We start from the raw sequence: 14,312 nt of genomic DNA, 5'->3' as shown, positions 1-14,312 counted from the left end.
TATTTTGTAAATTTTTATATGAAATAAGGAGCTATCTATGAATTTGGCAAAATACAAAAATACACCATTTATGACGTACTTTTTTATTGGATTATCAGCAATTGTTTTCATCGCAATGACACTTGCTGGTGGTAGTCAAGACACAAATGTATTAATTGAATTTGGCGCTAAATATAATCCACTGATCATGGACGGCGAGTGGTGGCGATTATTTAATCCCATATTTTTACATATTGGATTTGAACATATTGTCCTTAATATGGTTACATTGTATTTTATTGGTATCCAAATTGAGATGTTATTTGGTCATTGGCGTTTTACAGGCATTTATTTGCTTGCTGGAATTGCTGGCAATATTGCAAGTTTCACGTTCAGTCCAGATACTATTTCGGCAGGCGCTAGTGGTGCTATTTTTGGTTTATTTGGGGCATTCCTAATGTTAGGTGATAATTTTAGAAAAAGTGCCTATTTTAGACAAATGTCGCAGCAATTTTTACTATTCATTGTGTTAAATCTTGCGTTTGGGTTTATGTCGTCAAGTACAGATAATGCAGCTCATATTGGCGGTATTTTATCTGGATTCTTAATCGCAACGACTGTAGGCGCACCAAGATTGGCACGAATCAGTCATATTAAACAGATAGCTGCATTCGTTATTTTAATTATTATCAATTTAATTCTGATTAAAATTGGAATTTCTAATAGTATCTAGTTTAAGGTGGTGACCGTTAATTGAAAAATTTGTATGATGTCCAACAACTATTGAAACAATTTGGTGTGTACGTTTATGTTGGTAAACGTATGTGGGATATTGAATTAATGGCATTGGAATTAGATAATTTACATCGATCAGGAGTGATTGATGACAAAATCTATGCTAGAGCTAAAATTGTACTATCTCATGAACATCGAGTTGAAGAACAAAATAATTGAGAGTGTAAGTGGAGGAATTTGAATAATGGTAATTGAAAAAAAATTAATTGGTGTCGACTTAGGTGGCACAACAGTTAAATTCGCTATTTTAACTGAAACAGGCGATATTCAACAAAAATGGAGTATTGAAACAAACGTTCTTGATGAAGGCTCACATATTGTGCCAGATATCATTGCTTCAATTAATCACCATATCAGACTATTTGATATGACTGCTGATCAATTCGTTGGAATTGGTATGGGCTCACCAGGTACAGTAAATCGTGCAGATGGAACTGTTATTGGTGCATATAATTTGAACTGGAAAACATTGCAAAATGTTCAAGCAGATATTGAATCCGGTACACAAATTCCATTTGCTATTGATAATGACGCCAACGTTGCTGCTTTAGGTGAACGTTGGAAAGGCGCTGGCGAAAATGATGATGAAGTTGCCTTCATCACGCTTGGAACTGGTGTTGGTGGCGGTATTATCGCTAACGGTGCATTATTACATGGTGTTGCTGGTGCTGGTGGCGAAGTTGGACATATTACAGTTGAACCTAATGGCTACATGTGTACTTGTGGTAAGCATGGTTGTTTAGAACAATATGCTTCAGCTACTGGTGTTGTACGTGTAGCTCGTGATATGGCTGAAGAGTTTGCTGGCCAATCAAAATTAAAAGAAATGTTAGATGACGGACAAGAAATTACATCTAAATTAGTTTTTGATTTAGCTAAAGAGAATGATGTTTTAGGTAAAATGGTCGTTGATAAGGTATCGTATTATCTTGGACTAGCTTGTGGTAACTTAGGTAATATGTTAAATCCAGCATATATTGTTATCGGTGGCGGTGTTTCTGCTGCTGGAACGTTCCTATTAGATCAAGTTACTAAATACTTTAAACAATTTTCATTCCCAACAGTTCGTTCATCAACATCATTAAAATTAGCACAATTAGGAAATGAAGCTGGCGTTATTGGTGCCGCTTCACTTGCTCGTCAGTTTATTAAATAATAATTGAGGGGAGAACTAGTATGATTTTAGGAGCAGTAAAGGTTAGTTTAATAATTAATATCATTTTGATTATTATTTTAGTTGGGTTAGCTGGTAACCAATTTTATCTTTGGTATATGGGTCGCCGTGCAGCTAAATTAGTAACAAATGAAGAATTTAATGAAGGTATGCGTAAGGCGCAAGTTGTTGATTTACGTGAAAAAAGTGAATTTGATGCTTCTCATATTATGGGAGCAAGAAATATTCCCTATTCTCAATTTAAAACAGCGATTGGTGGTTTAAGAAAAGATTTACCTCTTTACTTATATGACCAAGGTAAATCGATTAGTACTCGAGCAGCCTATAAATTACACAAACAAGGCTATACAGATATTACTATTTTGAAAACAGGTTTTTCAAAATGGGATGGTAGAACAAAAAAACGCTAAAAAGAAAAAGCATTGAGGAATGAAAATTCTTCAATGCTTTTATTAGTTTATGAATGGTGTGATGAACGGCTCTTACGTGTTGCACGTTTACGGTTTTCTTCAATCATTTGTTCTTTTTCTTCGATGGGTGCAACAACAGTTTTTTTAAAGGCAAAGACGCTACCAACTAATGCGCCTACAGTTGCAGCAGTTCCGACTAAGAAACCTTTTGAAAAGTTTTTCATTATGTAGACCTCCTTATTCATTTGACATCTTTATTATGACTTATTCAATCTAAAATTGCCACTAAAAGCACCGCTATTTTACGATTAATGATATAATAATTTTTGAAAGTTAGGGGTGACTTGTATATGCAGACCAAAATTTATGCGCATCGCGGAAGTAAGGGAACCAGACCAGAAAATACGTTAGTTAGTTTTCAGGCCGCAATAGATGCAGGAGCCGACGGCATTGAGACTGATGTTCAGTTGTCTAAAGATGGTGAACTAATCATTATGCATGATGAAAAAATTGATAGGACCACAAATTTAACAGGTAAGGTAGTAAATCTGACACTAGCGGAATTAAAAAAAGCAGATGCAGGAATTAAATTCAGTTCTGACTATCAAGGTGAACAAATTCCAACATTAAAAGAAGTAATTGAGTTGTTAAAAGATAACAACTTTAAAGGCACTTTTAATTTAGAATTAAAAACGAATCATATAGAATACCAAGGTATAGAAGAACTTGTAAATAAACAAATGGAACAATTACCATCAGATATTCATCTTTTGTATTCTAGTTTTAATCCAAACTCAATTCGTAGAATGCAAAAAATTAATCCTGATGCAGAATTCGCGAGTTTATTCCAATTTAAAATTAAAGAGTCGCGTCAATTGGCTAAGCATCATTTAATCACTAGCTTACACCCTGATGTGACCTGGCTGAGAGAACGACATGGCTTATTTTGGCCAAAGCTACTGATTCGCCCTTGGACAGTTAATTCAGTTAAGGATATGACTTATTGTTTTAAAAAGAAATATGATGCCATTTTTACAGATTTTCCTGCAAAAGCAATAGAAGTACGAAAAGATATTCAAGGAGATTAGAAATGACGCAAAAAGTATTGTTAATTGTTGGGCCAACTGCAGTTGGTAAAACTGATTTATCGATAAAATTAGCAAAAAAATTTAATGGTGAGATTATTTCAGGCGATTCTATGCAAGTTTACCGGAAATTAGATATAGGGACGGCTAAAATTACAGAAGATGAGATGGATGGAATTCCACATTATTTAATTAATCACAAGAATAGTGATGAACGTTATTCAGTCGCTGATTTTACAGTCGAAAGTCGCGCAGCAATTAGTGATATTGCCTCTAGAGGGAAATTACCAATAATTGTTGGTGGGACCGGATTTTATTTACAGGCATTACTTGATAATTTTCAATTGGGAACAGATAATGACGACGATTTAAATTTAAGAAAAGAATTACAAGAACGTAGTGAAAAAATCGGTCCTGAGGCACTTTGGCAAGAATTAGAAAGCTTAGATCCAAATGCAGCATTAAAAATTCCAGTTAATAATACGCTACGAGTAATCAGGGCATTAGAGGTTATTAAAAAATCAAATCAATTGTTTTCGGCGCAAGCGGATCAAAAAACGGATGAGTTTAACCCCTTTATTATTGGGTTATCGACTGATAGGTCAGTGCTATATGATCGGATTAATCGTCGAGTTGACCTTATGATTGGTTCCGGGCTGATTGATGAAGCAAAATGGCTTTTTAACCAAAAAACCAATGATTTACCAGCTAGTAAAGGTATTGGATATAAAGAGCTATATGCTTATTTTGAAGAAAAACAATCACTTGATGAAGCGACAGAGTTAATAAAACGCAACTCAAGGCGTTACGCAAAACGACAATTAACTTGGTTTAGAAATAAAATGGCAGTTAACTGGTTTGATTTAATCGAGCATCCGGAACAACTAAGTAAAATAGAAATACAAATAGTGGATTGGTTAAAAGGACAAAAGTCATAAGGAGAAGAATATATGCAAAAATGGATAGATAATTTATCACAGGAGTTAGCAAATGTTGTAGGAGAAGTTGATACTCAAATTGAACCAAGACTAAAAGAAATTGATGAACAGGTTTTGTTTAACCAACAAAAAGTCTTGGAAGCTTTTAAGAAAAATAATGTTTCTGAAACATATTTTGCCGGATCAACAGGATATGGATACGACGATATCGGCCGCGATGGACTTGATCGTATCTATGCAGATGTTTTCAAAACAGAAGCGGCAATGGTGAGACCACAAATTGTTTCAGGAACGCATTCAATTTCAACAGCCCTTTTTGGTATGTTACGACCAGGGGACGATTTATTATATATTACTGGGATGCCATACGATACGATTCAGGAAGTTATTGGTATTTCTGGAACGGGTATTGGTTCAATGAAAGAATATGGTATCGGGTTTGATTACGTCCCATTAACGGCTGACAATCATATGGATTCTAATGGTTTAAAAGAAAAGTTAACGGATAAGGTTAAAGTTGTTGCAATCCAACGTTCTCGTGGGTATGCAACTAGAGATAGTTTTATGGTATCTGAAATTGCTGAGATGATTAAAGAAGTTCGTAAAATTTCAAAAGATGTGATTATTTTTATCGATAACTGCTATGGTGAATTTTCTGAAACAATTGAACCAACAGAGGTAGGTGCTGATATCATGTCAGGGTCACTAATTAAAAATGCTGGTGGTGGTTTAGCTAAAACGGGTGGTTACATCGTTGGACGTGCTGATTTAATTGAAAAAGCTGGTTACCGCCTAACAACACCTGGTACTGGTAATGAAGAGGGCGCCACCTTAAATGTTATGAGAGATTTTATTCAAGGGTTCTTTTTAGCACCTCATGTAACAGGTGAGGCAATTAAAGGTGCTATCTATACGAGTGCATTACTTGAAAAAATGGGATTAGATGTGTCACCAAAATGGGATGCACCAAGAACTGATCTCATTCAAACGGTTAACTTTGGTAAACCAGAACCAATGGTTAAGTTTGCTCAAGCTATCCAACGTGAATCTCCCGTTGATGCATATGTTGAACCAAAACCAAGTGATATGGCTGGTTATGAAGATAAAGTTATTATGGCTGCGGGTACTTTTGTTGAAGGTGCTAGTGTCGAATTGTCAGCTGATGGTCCAATAAGAGAACCTTATACGCTTTATGTTCAGGGTGGGTTAACGTATGCGCATGTTAAGTTAGCAGTTACAGCTGCAGTTGAAAAAACATTCTATTGAACAATCGACTGTAAGCTATGTTATAAAATCTAACATTGTACGTTGACAGTCATTTATTTCCTTGTTACTATAAGGATGTAATTAAAAAGGAGGCTTGTTTATGAAAGAGAAGGAACTCAGACGATCATTAGCGGTATTACCAATTGGAACGGTAATGAAATTAACGGACTTAACGGCTCGTCAAATTCGTTATTATGAGGAGCAGGAGTTAATTATGCCCCAAAGAAATGATGGTAATCGCAGAATGTATTCACTGAATGATATTGATAAGTTATTTGAAATTAAAGATTATTTAGATGAAGGCATGAATATGGTTGGCATTAAAGAAATTTATTTTGAAAAGGAAGCACAGGCTAAAAAGCAACGCAAATTGTTAGAAAAGCCTTTGACAGATAATGATGTTAGACATATTTTTCAAAATGAATTTCTTTCAGTTAGTGGACTTAAAAATCCTGACGATCCTTCTTTTAACACAAACAAGCGTCTATAAATTATAAATACTGAGGAGAGATAAAATGGCAAAAGCTGCATACACTAAAGATGACATTGTTACAATGGCAAAAAAAGAGAACGTTAAATTTTTAAGACTTATGTTTACAGATTTATTCGGAATTATTAAGAACGTGGAAGTTCCGATTAGCCAACTAGACAAATTATTAGAAAACAAATTAATGTTCGATGGTTCTTCAATCGACGGATTCGTTCGAATCGAAGAAAGTGATATGTACTTATACCCAGATTTATCAACTTGGATGATTTTCCCATGGGAACATGAACATGGAAAAATTGCGCGTATTATTTGTGAAGTTTATAACGCTGAACGTAAACCATTCCAAGGTGATCCAAGAAATAACCTTATCCGTGTCTTAAAAGAAATGAATGATTTAGGGTTTACTGAATTTAATATTGGACCTGAACCAGAATTTTTCTTATTTAAATTAGACCCTATAACGGGAAAACCTACAACACAATTAAACGATAAAGGTAGCTATTTTGATTTAGCACCAGTTGATTTAGGTGAAAATTGTCGTCGAGATATCGTGTTAGAACTTGAAAACATGGGTTTTGATGTTGAAGCTTCTCATCATGAAGTAGCACCTGGCCAACATGAAATTGATTTTAAATACGCAGATGCTTTACAAGCCTGTGATAACATCCAAACATTTAAATTAGTCGTTAAAACGGTAGCTAGAAAACATGGTCTACATGCGACATTTATGCCAAAACCATTGAATGGAATTAATGGTTCAGGGATGCATATTAATATGTCATTATTTCATAAAGATGGTAATGCATTCTTTGATGAAAAAGATAAGATGCAATTATCTGAAGATGCCTACCACTTCTTAGGTGGTTTATTACAACATGCACGTGGTTACACAGCAATTACTAATCCAACAGTTAACTCATATAAACGTCTTGTCCCTGGATTTGAGGCACCTGTTTATGTTGCTTGGTCTGGACGTAACCGATCGCCATTAGTTCGTGTACCAATGGCTCGTGGGTTATCAACTCGATTAGAGTTAAGAAGTGTTGATGCAACTGCTAATCCTTATCTTGTTATTGCGGCTATTTTAGAAGCAGGACTTGATGGACTTAGAAATAAAGTTGTACCACCTGCATCTGTTGATAGAAATATTTACGTAATGAACCGTCAAGAACGCCAAGATAATCATATTAGTGACTTACCATCGACACTACACAATGCCATTAAAGCATTGGAAAAAGATGATATCATGGAAAAAGCAATGGGTCCTCATTTATATCCAAGCTTTATTGAAGCCAAAAAATTAGAATGGGCTGCTTACCGTCAAGAAGTTTCTGAATGGGAAAGAGATCAATATTTAGAACTTTATTAAAAAAAGTGTAATAAAGGTTTGAAATGACTAACTAAATGATTGATAATGAAACTAGGACAAGTAAAATTGTTTTAGTTTTTTTGATTATGCAAAGAAAAATCACAATACATAGTAAAAAAAATAATCATTAAATATGAATAAGGGGTAAACTATGATAAAAGACAATCAATTTAATTTATCGGATCACAGTGAAGCTACAAACAATATCGAACGCACTCTATCTAAAAAAGTTGAGTACTTAAATCAACTTAGAGAGGCGATTAAACAAGAAGATGATCGATTAGTTTATCAACTCATTAACCAATCTCGTTACGCACAACTAGTGTTAAAGAAAAGAAGCGTTTCGGAATCTGCCATTCAAGAAGAGTTGGTCATTAAAGATTATCCACAAATTCAACAATATTTAAGTTTGAAACTTATCTCATATTTACGTGATACGTATCCATTCTTCTATTTTGAAGAAATGGAAGTTGGAAAATTCAAAATTCATTTTGGTAATTGGTGGGATCGAAAAGAATTTGGCTATTTAGACGTTTTAAATGTTGAATTTAAATTTGATGAAGAAGAACTAGCTAAATTAGCTAAGTCTTTTGAATTGGAAGAAACGAATAAACGTGTTAATACAGATAAAATTAATCAAATATCAATTCAAAATAAAGAACGTCAAGAATTAGTTGATTCTCAGGATGAACGTGACGCTGAAAAAGACAAAATTCGCGAAGATATGAAACGTAATTCACAAGAAAAAGGGCGTCCTTGGGATGCTGGACGTATTCGTGAAGAACGTCGCGTGTTAAAAGAAAGATTAACAGAGTTAACTGAGATGGATGAAAAAGCCAGCAGTGCATATCAAGATATTAAATCAAGTGAGACTGATGTTTTAAGTTTAGCCAAAGAAGATACGTTGATTGGTTATGAAAGACAAAGTGTTATTGGTATATTTGGTGATTTTGAAAAATTCACTAAACAAAATGATGCCTTATATTACAGTTATTTATCTCACTTAATTAGTCAAAAAGGACAGGTGACTGAATAATGGCTGAAAAAGAAAAGCAGTTAGTTTCTACAAAATCGCGTTTAGTAAACTTTAATGAACAAATTAAATTAAGTCTGAACAATGGGATTAAATTTACGGAAACATTAGATGTTTTAATGAATACCCAGGATAAAGTTGAGTTGATTGATGCCGCAATGAGTTTGATGGGTTATCAACTTGACACTAATTATTTAACATTCCCGCAAAAATATAGTGCTGCAGATTATTGTTTACTCTTCTTTAACCGTTTAATGGACTTGCATGATAATGAAACGGCTATTTTACACTTCTCAGAGCCTAGAAAAGCACTTGTCCATGAAATACCTGGGATTAATGTCGTAGATAGTTTTTCCTTTAAAATTGATGATAATGATGGCGCTTATTATGTTGCACAAGAATCAGGAGAATCTTTATTTTATTTAAATTTACGTAAAAGAATGATTCGAATTAATAGTACAGCTATTACAAATGTCTTAATTGTTAGTTACTTGGAAAAATTAGACGCAAAATCGATTAAATATCTTGAAATGATGTTAATTGATTTTGCGACGTATTTAAAAGAAGATTATGGATTTAGCGTTGATCTTAATCTATTGGATTCAGGTAATCCAGCAAGATACGAATTGTCTGAAGATATACTTAAACGAAGTGTTATCGATGAATTATTTGTACTTGCTTCAGAAAATGAGTTAATGGTTGAAGCAGGCGCAAATAATAGTGCTGTTTTAAAATTAGCTAAATCTGAAATAACAATTTATGATCAACAACAAATGGGTGAGAGTGATAATGAAAAATGGGTCGTTGCTGTTATGGATGCTGCCCAAGAAATTTCATGGTTCGATATTTTGTTGAATGAACCTTTCATTAGAAATTGGTACTTGAATAATATAAATGAATTAAGTATTAAATCAGATCCCTTGATTTTTAAATAATAAAAAAATGTCTGTCCGTTAGTTACTAGTGGGCAGATTTTTTTGGAGGAAAATTTAGTGAACTTAACAGATATGATCCAAATGGAACGAAGCTTTGATCGGGATGTTATTCAAGATAAAAAAATTAGATGGAGTCCTGAAGAGAGATTGTTTAACGCCTATGTGAGCTTGGATGTTGAACTATCAGAATTAGCCAACACGGTTGAATGGTTTAAAGTCTGGAAAGAAAATCGTGGACAAAAAATGGAAAAAGGCAAAACGCATGAAGAGACAGTACTCTCAGAATATGTTGATGCAATGAGTTTCTTTTTTAATATTGCCAATCAAAATAAATGGACCTATTTATTATTAATTAGTGACGAAGAGATGGATGATTTTGCAAAAAAGCCTATGACAATGTCATTGAATAAAGTCTTTTTATCGTTAAAATTAATGATTTCTAAAAGTTTATTTAGTCATAAATTAGAAGATTTTAAACATGCTTGGCATCTTTTTATTAAATTCGGGTTAGTTGATTTAAAATTGTCTTGGAATGATATTGAAAATGAATTTGTTAAAAAAAATATGGAAAATATTGAAAGACAAGAAAATAATTATTAATTAAAACAGTCTTAAATTGGAGCTAACCAATAATATTGGACAAAAATTTAAGCAGGTTACTGAATTTTAAGAGCTTGGTATCGTATTATTAGTAATTAATTTACAACTGAGCGTCGTAAATAAGGAATCATTAATAATTCGTATTTTAAATTTTAATAAAGAAAAGCCTTCGACATTGGATTTTTGTCCAATATTGAAGGCTTTTTTGTGTTAATAACTGAATAACAGTTTTTATTTGAATGAGACTAATCTCTTTTAAAATTAACTTAAGTAAAAAATCAAGAACCAGTATCAAAATTAAAATCAGCACCATCTTCAGATTCATGAATATGAACGTCTTTAGCAGACGAAGTACTATCATTAATATCAAAGCTCTCAGAAGAAGATGTCTTCTTAGTAGATGATGAAGATTCTTTAGAAGAATCTTTGGCCTTAGAAGATGAGGCCTTTGTGTTGGATGATGCAGACGACTGTTGAGAAGAAGAGCTATTTTTGTTAGAACTGGAATCAGAATTATAACTATATTCGCAAGCAGACAATAGTAGCATTGATACGCTTAGAACCCCTAGTAAGCTAATAAATTTTTTCATTTTAAATCCCCCAATATTTTTATGGTGCAAAGCGAGCAGTAGGAATCGCACCTACTAAAAGTATCTATACGCTCGTTAGAAATTTATGTTAAATTTTGTTTATTAGTGCTTAGCAGGAGCTTGTTTGAGTGTGAAAACTGCTGCAATGATTAATAAAATAAATGTAGGAAGGGCAAAAACCATTGATAAAAGAAATAAACCGCAACCAATAATACCAAGAACATGGCCAGTAATAGAGATATCAGCTTTTCTTGATTGAACAAGTGCAACAATGTGAAGAATAAGGCCAATTCCTAGCATAATATAAAAGAAAATAGCTGTACCGCTAGTTAAGGTTGATGTTCCAGAGACAGCGTGTGATGTTACAGTAGATTTATTGATACCAGTTAAAATAACGATAAGCCAAGAAAAGGCTACTAATATAGTATTTATGATATCGAAAGTACCTGCTGCAGTGTTAATTTTTAGTTTCATGAAGAATTCCCCCGTATGGAGCTTTTAACGTGATTCCCTATCTGCACGTAAGTATTCTATTTTATGTATATGATATTTTATAAGGCAGTGAAGAAAGCGATGGCGCCTAGAAAGATACCCGGTACGTTTGCAAAGAATATAGGCCAGTCTTTATTTTTACCACATACGCCATAGACAGTCCAAAATATGCAATTAATACAGGCAACCAAGGGCTGAACAGGATTACCCTGGCTACCATTAAGGTTGGAAATGATTTGTGGGATGTATGAGACATACATTAAGATAGATAAAATACTTGCAAACTTCCCGATTTTTTCTAGAGTGCTATCATTTAATAATTTCATTCTAATTCCTCCAAACTTTTTTATGCCTCTCTATAATAACTAATTATCAGTTATTCTACAAATTATAACAACTGGGAGTAGGTAAAAATGTTTGGTGTTGGTGAAAATAAACTTGTGGATGATTTTTATTATTAAAATGCATCAAAATTTTCTTGGGTGATAAATTAATTATTTAAATGAAGGCTAGGTATTTGTTTAGGTTAATATCTTACTAATTCAGAACTGTTATTGTAAACTCAGTATTTTGTTTTTAACTAATACTGACTATTTATGAAATTGCTGGATCTGAATAGCAAAGCTATAGAATGTTGAATAAATGATATTTAAATAGTGGTACATTCAGTAGAAACTATAGGACTAATAGTTTCTGTTAACAGATGACTACGTATCAAAAAAATTTACAGGGATGAGTTAATGCGTTGCTCTAATCAGAATGACGTTCCTCAGATGATTATCAAATTTAACAATAATTTTTCTTATAAAGGTAGCGCAGTTATTGATACTATTCATGAGTTGACCATTTAGGAGAAGAATGAAGTAATCAGAGAAATTACACTACTTGAGTTTCATTAATGATTTAGATAACATAAAACCCACTTAGTAAGGTGACTTATACATACAACTATTACTCTGACTGGCAATGATTATAACAAACGTAAAGGGGGAAATGCTATATCTTCATTTAACGAACTATTCCCACAAGTCAATGAAAAATCTACAATTAATAAGGTTAAACGTTTTTTTAAAGTATGGTTACCAAAAATGCAGAGATATAGTCAGAAGGATATTAGCGGAATTAAGTCGCCAATTATCATGGATATGCCTAAAAAGTACCTCAGGGAACAATCAACACGAAGAGACCATAACTAAACGTATCTATGCTGAGCAAGTTATTAATAATGTTCTAGTAGCTTTAAAGAGTTGTGACACTATTAGTAGAAAAATATTAATAGATGTCTATATTGCAGAAGATAATAAATAAAATGATATTGAAATGGATGATTTAGGATATGAAAAGACGAGATACAGTTTTTACAAGAATCGAGCATGCTTACAGTTTGCTGATTCATTCTTAATTGAAGACTTACATGATTTCAAAAAGTGAACATTTAGTGAACAAATTGAAGTGATTAATCTGTTATATTAGTAATATGATATTTTGATATCAGTTATTAATCTCTAATCCAAATATTTATACACACATGAGAAAGGTATTGTTTACCTGTCTTTTTTATTGTTTAATAATAGAGCGAGTATAAATTATTTGGAGGAGTAACTATTTGGACAATTATTATGTATTTAAATTAAATTTAGCACCAAATATAATTAGAACTTACGTTGAAAGAAAATCAGAAGGTTGGAAACAGCTTAAACATAATGTAATAAAGGATGATCTAACTAATAGTTTTGGAATACCTAATGGATTTGAAAGGGGAACATATTTAAATTTTATTTTTAAGGATACTGATGTTAAAGAAGAATTATCCAAATCTATAGAATATACAGAATTTGTTGCTCAATCTAAAAAAATAGAAGAGGAATATTTTGCTGTTATAGAAAACTATGAAAAAAATTCGGGCATTTTATGGACAAAAGAATTTTTGGGCGTTACAAAAGTTGAAATGAGAACAAAAATGGACAAATTACTTAAAAAATATCCATTTTTAAAAGAATCATTAGATGATGTTTTAGAAGATGATATAATAGGCAACTTAAAAGGGTACGGACGTTACGGACATGGTCGTAAAATGATGCTAGAGGCTAGAAAAATAATACGGTATATTCAGGATAAAGAATATATAAATGCTGGAGTGAATTTTTTTTATGAATTGGAAACTGAAAAAATTTTAATTTCTACTAATGACAAAAGTTTGAAAGAAGCTATTAGTATGTCTGAAAGAATAGAATCATTTATAAATACAGCAGAAAATACCAATATGGGTGCTGTATCAGTTAATGCAGTTCAAGATAGCGTTAGCATTAAGCAAGATTATGCAAGAGTAACAGTACATCTTGTCTATCCTAATGGTGCCCAGCAAGTTGAAGATAGGGACCTTGCTAGTCGAAAACGTATAAATGCTGAAGATGTGAAAAAAATATATAGTGCCCCTAGAGGAGAAAAAGTAAATACAGTAGAGTTAAGTAAACAATTGGGTGAAGATGCTAAGCGAGGATACCTTAAATCGATAAAACATAGGGCAATGAGTATAATGAAAATTGTACCTGTAATAGTTAATAAAAATTTTCATAAATAGGTGATAGTATGGTAGATAATAAATCATTGATGAGAGCATTATGGACTTCAAAACGAGCAACTATATGCAATATATACTCTAAAATTGGAATTTCGATAAATGTAATATTTACAATAATATATTTATTTTTTCCGGATATTATTAATGTTAATTATGAAGTTTCAAGCTTATTGGGTATTTCTGTTACCGGATTATCTTTTACATTCGCATTATTTGTTGCGGTTAAAAGTATCTTTGATATAGATAATTTAGGACACATATATTTAGTTTCTAAAACAGATACTCAATTAAAAAACGTATTTGTTGAAATATTCACACCATTTATGTGGACTTCATTTTTATGGCTAACCATAGTTGGAATATCAATTAGTACTATGTTAATATCATTTGAAACCTTTATTGATTTTGAAGTAATTTTGTATTTGAAAGGAATAGTTTTAATTTTAGTATTTACGGCGTCTTTGAATATTTTTGGGCTTATTTTAGACATCATCCGAGATACTCAAAAAAAGGCTATAGAGGCTGGAGAAGAAGAAGCTGAGTCAATAATAAAAAATAATAAAATGAAGTGAACC

Annotated in this window: 18 protein-coding genes; 14 read left to right on the top strand and 4 right to left on the bottom strand. The window is 32.5% G+C overall.

The features are described from left to right. The first annotated feature begins 37 nt into the window (after positions 1–37). The 4 genes from AC1RP1_RS03095 to AC1RP1_RS03080 are packed head-to-tail and all read left to right on the top strand — an operon-like array spanning position 38 to position 2,358. Positions 38–712 (top strand): rhomboid family intramembrane serine protease, encoded by a 675-nt coding sequence (locus AC1RP1_RS03095; RefSeq protein WP_481761227.1) that lies wholly within the window; start codon positions 38–40, stop codon positions 710–712. A 20-nt stretch (positions 713–732) separates the two neighbouring features. After that, the gene (locus AC1RP1_RS03090) at positions 733–933 is read left to right on the top strand and encodes a YqgQ family protein (protein ID WP_409022657.1); all 201 of its coding nucleotides are present in this window, start codon (positions 733–735) and stop codon (positions 931–933) included. A gap of 31 nt (positions 934–964) precedes the next feature. Beyond that, positions 965–1,930, top strand: a complete 966-nt coding sequence (locus AC1RP1_RS03085) for an ROK family glucokinase (protein ID WP_481761402.1) — start codon at positions 965–967, stop codon at positions 1,928–1,930. Positions 1,931–1,950: 20 nt separating this feature from the next. Then, entirely contained in the window at positions 1,951–2,358 is a 408-nt protein-coding gene (locus tag AC1RP1_RS03080; RefSeq protein ID WP_481761228.1) for a rhodanese-like domain-containing protein, read from the top strand. Between the two features lie 47 nt (positions 2,359–2,405). Here the strand turns inward: AC1RP1_RS03080 and AC1RP1_RS03075 are convergent, their stop codons facing one another. Further along, a complete protein-coding gene (locus AC1RP1_RS03075) occupies positions 2,406–2,582 on the bottom strand; it encodes a DUF3042 family protein (protein WP_409022655.1) in 177 nt (58 codons plus the stop codon). Between the two features lie 126 nt (positions 2,583–2,708). On the opposite strand from AC1RP1_RS03075, the gene AC1RP1_RS03070 reads away from it, so the two are divergent. The 8 genes from AC1RP1_RS03070 to AC1RP1_RS03035 all read left to right on the top strand — a co-directional run bounded on the left by AC1RP1_RS03070 (position 2,709) and on the right by AC1RP1_RS03035 (position 10,074). Further along, positions 2,709–3,446: a glycerophosphodiester phosphodiesterase gene (locus AC1RP1_RS03070; RefSeq protein ID WP_481761229.1), complete on the top strand. Its 738-nt coding sequence runs from the start codon at positions 2,709–2,711 to the stop codon at positions 3,444–3,446. A 2-nt stretch (positions 3,447–3,448) separates the two neighbouring features. Beyond that, positions 3,449–4,381, top strand: coding sequence for a tRNA (adenosine(37)-N6)-dimethylallyltransferase MiaA (miaA, locus tag AC1RP1_RS03065; protein WP_481761230.1), 933 nt, complete (start codon positions 3,449–3,451; stop codon positions 4,379–4,381). A gap of 12 nt (positions 4,382–4,393) precedes the next feature. Next, positions 4,394–5,647, top strand: a complete 1,254-nt coding sequence (locus tag AC1RP1_RS03060) for a methionine gamma-lyase family protein (RefSeq protein WP_481761231.1) — start codon at positions 4,394–4,396, stop codon at positions 5,645–5,647. 100 nt (positions 5,648–5,747) lie between these two features. Continuing rightward, positions 5,748–6,137 (top strand): MerR family transcriptional regulator, encoded by a 390-nt coding sequence (locus AC1RP1_RS03055; protein WP_481761232.1) that lies wholly within the window; start codon positions 5,748–5,750, stop codon positions 6,135–6,137. 25 nt (positions 6,138–6,162) lie between these two features. After that, on the top strand, positions 6,163–7,506 hold the full coding sequence (gene glnA, locus AC1RP1_RS03050; protein WP_409022650.1) for a type I glutamate--ammonia ligase: 1,344 nt from the start codon (positions 6,163–6,165) through the stop codon (positions 7,504–7,506). A gap of 151 nt (positions 7,507–7,657) precedes the next feature. Beyond that, complete coding sequence (locus AC1RP1_RS03045) at positions 7,658–8,542, top strand: exonuclease SbcC (protein WP_481761233.1); 885 nt, start codon at positions 7,658–7,660, stop codon at positions 8,540–8,542. Next, positions 8,542–9,474, top strand: coding sequence for a hypothetical protein (locus AC1RP1_RS03040; protein WP_481761234.1), 933 nt, complete (start codon positions 8,542–8,544; stop codon positions 9,472–9,474). Before AC1RP1_RS03045 ends, AC1RP1_RS03040 begins: the two co-directional genes overlap by 1 nt. Positions 9,475–9,531: 57 nt before the next feature. Next, the gene (locus tag AC1RP1_RS03035; protein ID WP_481761235.1) at positions 9,532–10,074 is read left to right on the top strand and encodes a dUTP diphosphatase; all 543 of its coding nucleotides are present in this window, start codon (positions 9,532–9,534) and stop codon (positions 10,072–10,074) included. Positions 10,075–10,352: 278 nt separating this feature from the next. Here AC1RP1_RS03035 and AC1RP1_RS03030 read toward each other — a convergent pair whose 3' ends face one another. The 3 genes from AC1RP1_RS03030 to AC1RP1_RS03020 all read right to left on the bottom strand — a co-directional run bounded on the left by AC1RP1_RS03030 (position 10,353) and on the right by AC1RP1_RS03020 (position 11,482). After that, a complete protein-coding gene (locus AC1RP1_RS03030; RefSeq protein WP_481762174.1) occupies positions 10,353–10,622 on the bottom strand; it encodes a hypothetical protein in 270 nt (89 codons plus the stop codon). 144 nt (positions 10,623–10,766) lie between these two features. Next, positions 10,767–11,138 carry a transporter gene (locus AC1RP1_RS03025; protein WP_409022645.1) on the bottom strand — a complete coding sequence of 124 codons (372 nt, stop codon included), beginning with the start codon at positions 11,136–11,138 and terminating at the stop codon, positions 10,767–10,769. Positions 11,139–11,215: 77 nt separating this feature from the next. Then, complete coding sequence (locus tag AC1RP1_RS03020) at positions 11,216–11,482, bottom strand: SemiSWEET family transporter (protein WP_481761237.1); 267 nt, start codon at positions 11,480–11,482, stop codon at positions 11,216–11,218. 1,280 nt (positions 11,483–12,762) lie between these two features. Between AC1RP1_RS03020 and AC1RP1_RS03015 the strand changes: the two genes are divergently transcribed. After that, positions 12,763–13,737, top strand: a complete 975-nt coding sequence (locus tag AC1RP1_RS03015; RefSeq protein ID WP_481761239.1) for a hypothetical protein — start codon at positions 12,763–12,765, stop codon at positions 13,735–13,737. Between the two features lie 8 nt (positions 13,738–13,745). After that, on the top strand, positions 13,746–14,309 hold the full coding sequence (locus AC1RP1_RS03010; protein ID WP_481761240.1) for a hypothetical protein: 564 nt from the start codon (positions 13,746–13,748) through the stop codon (positions 14,307–14,309). Positions 14,310–14,312 lie beyond the last annotated feature (3 nt).

It is taken from the genome of Dellaglioa sp. CoH-56-MRSF-13 (genome assembly GCF_056782095.1).
Note: the sequence above shows the minus strand (reverse complement) of the source record. Positions and strands in the feature narration are given on the sequence as shown.

Excerpts from the sequence above, each read along its gene's own strand:
- AC1RP1_RS03095 (WP_481761227.1), top strand. The coding sequence starts at position 38 with ATGAATTTGGCAAAATACAAAAATACACCATTTATGACGTACTTTTTT.
- AC1RP1_RS03080 (WP_481761228.1), top strand. The coding sequence starts at position 1,951 with ATGATTTTAGGAGCAGTAAAGGTTAGTTTAATAATTAATATCATTTTG.
- AC1RP1_RS03075 (WP_409022655.1), bottom strand. The coding sequence starts at position 2,582 with ATGAAAAACTTTTCAAAAGGTTTCTTAGTCGGAACTGCTGCAACTGTA.
- AC1RP1_RS03070 (WP_481761229.1), top strand. The coding sequence starts at position 2,709 with ATGCAGACCAAAATTTATGCGCATCGCGGAAGTAAGGGAACCAGACCA.
- miaA (WP_481761230.1), top strand. The coding sequence starts at position 3,449 with ATGACGCAAAAAGTATTGTTAATTGTTGGGCCAACTGCAGTTGGTAAA.
- AC1RP1_RS03060 (WP_481761231.1), top strand. The coding sequence starts at position 4,394 with ATGCAAAAATGGATAGATAATTTATCACAGGAGTTAGCAAATGTTGTA.
- AC1RP1_RS03055 (WP_481761232.1), top strand. The coding sequence starts at position 5,748 with ATGAAAGAGAAGGAACTCAGACGATCATTAGCGGTATTACCAATTGGA.
- glnA (WP_409022650.1), top strand. The coding sequence starts at position 6,163 with ATGGCAAAAGCTGCATACACTAAAGATGACATTGTTACAATGGCAAAA.
- AC1RP1_RS03045 (WP_481761233.1), top strand. The coding sequence starts at position 7,658 with ATGATAAAAGACAATCAATTTAATTTATCGGATCACAGTGAAGCTACA.
- AC1RP1_RS03040 (WP_481761234.1), top strand. The coding sequence starts at position 8,542 with ATGGCTGAAAAAGAAAAGCAGTTAGTTTCTACAAAATCGCGTTTAGTA.
- AC1RP1_RS03030 (WP_481762174.1), bottom strand. The coding sequence starts at position 10,622 with ATGCTACTATTGTCTGCTTGCGAATATAGTTATAATTCTGATTCCAGT.
- AC1RP1_RS03025 (WP_409022645.1), bottom strand. The coding sequence starts at position 11,138 with ATGAAACTAAAAATTAACACTGCAGCAGGTACTTTCGATATCATAAAT.
- AC1RP1_RS03020 (WP_481761237.1), bottom strand. The coding sequence starts at position 11,482 with ATGAAATTATTAAATGATAGCACTCTAGAAAAAATCGGGAAGTTTGCA.
- AC1RP1_RS03010 (WP_481761240.1), top strand. The coding sequence starts at position 13,746 with ATGGTAGATAATAAATCATTGATGAGAGCATTATGGACTTCAAAACGA.